At 73.7% G+C, this 2,992-nt stretch carries 3 protein-coding genes and 1 pseudogene; 3 read left to right on the top strand and 1 reads right to left on the bottom strand.

Annotation, left to right across the window (positions count from 1 at the left end; all coding sequences use genetic code 11):
* Both D1825_RS00475 and rocD read left to right on the top strand, forming a co-directional pair.
* Nucleotides 1–195 (top strand): annotated as a pseudogene (locus tag D1825_RS00475) (dimethylargininase); the annotation flags it as partial.
* Nucleotide 196: 1 nt separating this feature from the next.
* Nucleotides 197–1,405, top strand: coding sequence for an ornithine--oxo-acid transaminase (rocD, locus tag D1825_RS00470; protein ID WP_118765586.1), 1,209 nt, complete (start codon nucleotides 197–199; stop codon nucleotides 1,403–1,405).
* A gap of 141 nt (nucleotides 1,406–1,546) precedes the next feature.
* On the opposite strand, the gene D1825_RS18365 is transcribed toward rocD, so the two are convergent.
* The gene (locus D1825_RS18365; RefSeq protein ID WP_199721434.1) at nucleotides 1,547–2,440 is read right to left on the bottom strand and encodes a CAP domain-containing protein; all 894 of its coding nucleotides are present in this window, start codon (nucleotides 2,438–2,440) and stop codon (nucleotides 1,547–1,549) included.
* Nucleotides 2,441–2,629: 189 nt separating this feature from the next.
* Here D1825_RS18365 and D1825_RS00460 point away from each other — a divergent pair.
* Nucleotides 2,630–2,992 (top strand): Lrp/AsnC family transcriptional regulator (locus tag D1825_RS00460; protein WP_233549539.1); only part of this gene is annotated, 363 nt, incomplete at its 3' end.

The raw sequence follows: 2,992 nt of genomic DNA, 5'->3' as shown, positions 1-2,992 counted from the left end.
GCGACCGAGCGCGACGCCGTGGCCCTGGGCCTCAACGCGGTGTCCGACGGCGAGAACGTGGTCGTCGCGCCCGGCGCGGTGGACCTCGCCGCGGCCCTGCGCGAGCGCGGCTACACCCCGATCCCCGTGGACACGAGCGAGCTGCTCAAGGGTGGCGGCGGCGCGAAGTGCTGCACGCTCGAGATCCGCGCCTGACATGACCACGACGGCCGTCGCGTCGGCACTCGCGCACAACTACCACCCGCTGCCGGTCACGCTGTCCTCGGGCTCCGGCTCGTGGGTCACCGACGTCGACGGCCGGCGCTACCTCGACCTGCTGGCCGGGTACTCGGCGCTGAACTTCGGCCACGGGCACCCGGCGCTGGTCGGCGCCGCGCACGCGCAGCTCGACCGCATCACGCTCACCTCGCGCGCGTTCGACCACGACCTGCTCGAGCCGTTCGCGGCCGCGCTCGCCGGCCTCGTCGGCCCGCTGCTCGCCGGCACGCCCCTGGTGCTGCCGATGAACACGGGCGCCGAGGCCGTCGAGACCGCGATCAAGGCCGCGCGCAAGTGGGGCTACGAGGTCAAGGGCGTGCCCGACGACCGCGCGACGATCGTCGTCGCGGACGGCAACTTCCACGGCCGCACGACGACCATCGTCTCGTTCTCCGACGACCCCGACGCGCGCCGGCACTTCGGGCCGTTCACGCCCGGCTTCCGCTCGGTGCCCTACGGCGACGCCGCGGCGCTGGCGGCCGCGATCGACGAGACGACCGTCGCCGTGCTGCTCGAGCCCGTGCAGGGCGAGCAGGGCGTCGTCGTGCCGCCCGCCGACTACTGGCCGGCCGTCCGCGCGCTGTGCACGTCGGCGGACGTGCTGCTGATCGCCGACGAGATCCAGTCCGGCCTCGGCCGCACCGGCACCACGCTCGCCGTCGAGACCTGGGGCGTGCAGCCCGACCTCGTGACGCTCGGCAAGGCCCTGGGTGGCGGCATCGTGCCCGTCTCTGCGGTCGTCGGGCGCGACGACGTGCTCGGGGTGCTGACCGCGGGCACGCACGGCTCGACGTTCGGCGGGAACCCGCTCGCGTGCGCTGTTGGCCTCGCGGTCGTCGACCTGCTGTCCTCGGGCGAGCCGCAGGCCGCGGCGCGCGTGCGCGGCGAGCAGCTCGGCACCCGTCTCGATGTGCTGGTCTCGTCGGGCGCGCTGGCGTCCGTGCGGCGGATCGGCCTGTGGGCGGGGCTCGACGTGGCACCCGGTTCCGGGCCTGCGACCGGGCGCGAGCTGTGCGAGCGGCTGCTCGCACGCGGCGTGCTGGCCAAGGACACCCACGGCCGCACCGTGCGGCTCGCCCCGCCGCTGACGATCTCCGCCGATGACCTCGACACGGCCCTCGACGCCCTCACGGACGCCCTGGCCTGACACGTTCTCCTACACCCGGCCGGCTCAGCCCGTCGAACGGTGGCTCCCGCACGCATCCGGTGCGGTTGGCGTGCCTCACCCACCGTTCGGCGGGGCTGCCGTTCGGCGGGGCTCCCGTTCGGCGGCTGCCCGCCGCGCGGGTCAGCTGAAGAGGACCGCCCCGAACAGCCAGCCGTCGTTGGCGGCGCCGCCGACGGTCATGTGGGTGACGTCCTTGCGGAGCATCTGCGCCTTGTGCGGGGCGGAGTGCGACCACGCGGTGACCATCGTCGAGGCGCTGTCGTCGCTCACGCACGCCACGATGTTCTCGTGGCCGGAGTGCCAGATGCCGCCGGTGGTCGCCATCTTCTTGGCGTGCCCCACCAGGGTCGTCGAGCGGGAGATGCTGAGCTTCTTCAGGCCGTGGCTCGCGCGGTAGGAGTTGATCGCAGCGCCGATCGCGCTGACCTTCTGCTCGGCCGCGCCCGGGCCGCCCGAGCCCTTGCAGACCAGGCCGCCGGACGGGACCTTGGCGGGCGCCTTGATGGCGGCGCTCCTCTTGGCGGCAGCCTTCTTCTTCGCTGCCGCCTTCTTGGCCGCAGCCTTCTTCGCGGCAGCCTTCTTCGCCGCAGCCTTCTTCGCGGCAGCCTTCTTGGCGGCAGCCTTCTTCTTCGCAGCAGCCTTCTTCTTCGCGGCCGCCTTCTTGGCCGCCGCCTTCTTGGCCGCGGCCTTCTTGGCCGCAGCCTTCTTGGCGGCGGCCTTCTTCGCGGCCTCCGCGGCGGCAGCCTTCGCCGCTGCGGCCTGCGCTGCTGCCTGCGCGGCCGCACTCTGCCGGATCGCGACCGCGGCCCGCGCCACGGTCGACGACTGCGAGGTCGTCAGCGCCGGCCCGTCGACTGCGCCCTCGGCACCGACCGGGCTGAGCGTGCCGATCGCGGTGGGTGTGACGCCCGAGGAGTCGCTGTCGCTCCACGCGGCGGTCGCTCCCGCCGCGACCAGTGCCGTCGCCACGACGACCGCCGTCGCCACTCGCGCGTGCCGGTCCCAGATCCGCATGATCGCTCCTTCGGTGCCCTGCTCGTCTCGTGCCCCTGCACCGGACCGGGTAGATCCGCGGCCTGGCTCCGCCCCTCCCTTCGGCAGGGCACCCGGGAGACTTGAGGGAACCGCGGCAAATCGGGCGGATATCACACAGAAGGCCGATTCCGGCGCGTCCCACGCCGCTTCGTCGGCCAAGATGGGCGGGTGCCCGACATCGACGACCTCGACATGGCGATCCTGCGGGCACTGTCCGTCGACGCCCGCGCCACGTTCGCCCAGGTGGGTCAGCAGGTCTCGCTCTCCGCGCCCGCGGTGAAGCGCCGCGTCGACCGCCTGCGCGAGCGCGGCGTCATCCGCGGCTTCACCGTGCGCCTCGACCCCGCCGCGATGGGCTGGCACACCGAGGCCTTCGTCGAGGTCTACTGCCAGGGCTCGACGAGCCCGGCGACCATGCGCGCGGCGGTCGAGCAGTACCCCGAGGTCGTCGCGGCCAGCACGGTCACCGGCGACGTGGACCTCGTCGTCCAGGTCCGGGCCCGGGACATGCGGCACCTCGAGCAGGTGGTG

Source organism: Cellulomonas rhizosphaerae, assembly GCF_003470205.1.
Classification (GTDB): Bacteria; Actinomycetota; Actinomycetes; order Actinomycetales; family Cellulomonadaceae; genus Cellulomonas; species Cellulomonas rhizosphaerae.
The sequence above is the reverse complement of the archived record's forward strand: the minus strand, read 5'-3'. Positions and strand labels throughout refer to the sequence as shown.

What these genes read in the sequence shown, in the direction of transcription:
- D1825_RS18365 (WP_199721434.1), bottom strand. Translation starts at nt 2,440, where the DNA reads ATGCGGATCTGGGACCGGCACGCGCGAGTGGCGACGGCGGTCGTCGTG.
- rocD (WP_118765586.1), top strand. Translation starts at nt 197, where the DNA reads ATGACCACGACGGCCGTCGCGTCGGCACTCGCGCACAACTACCACCCG.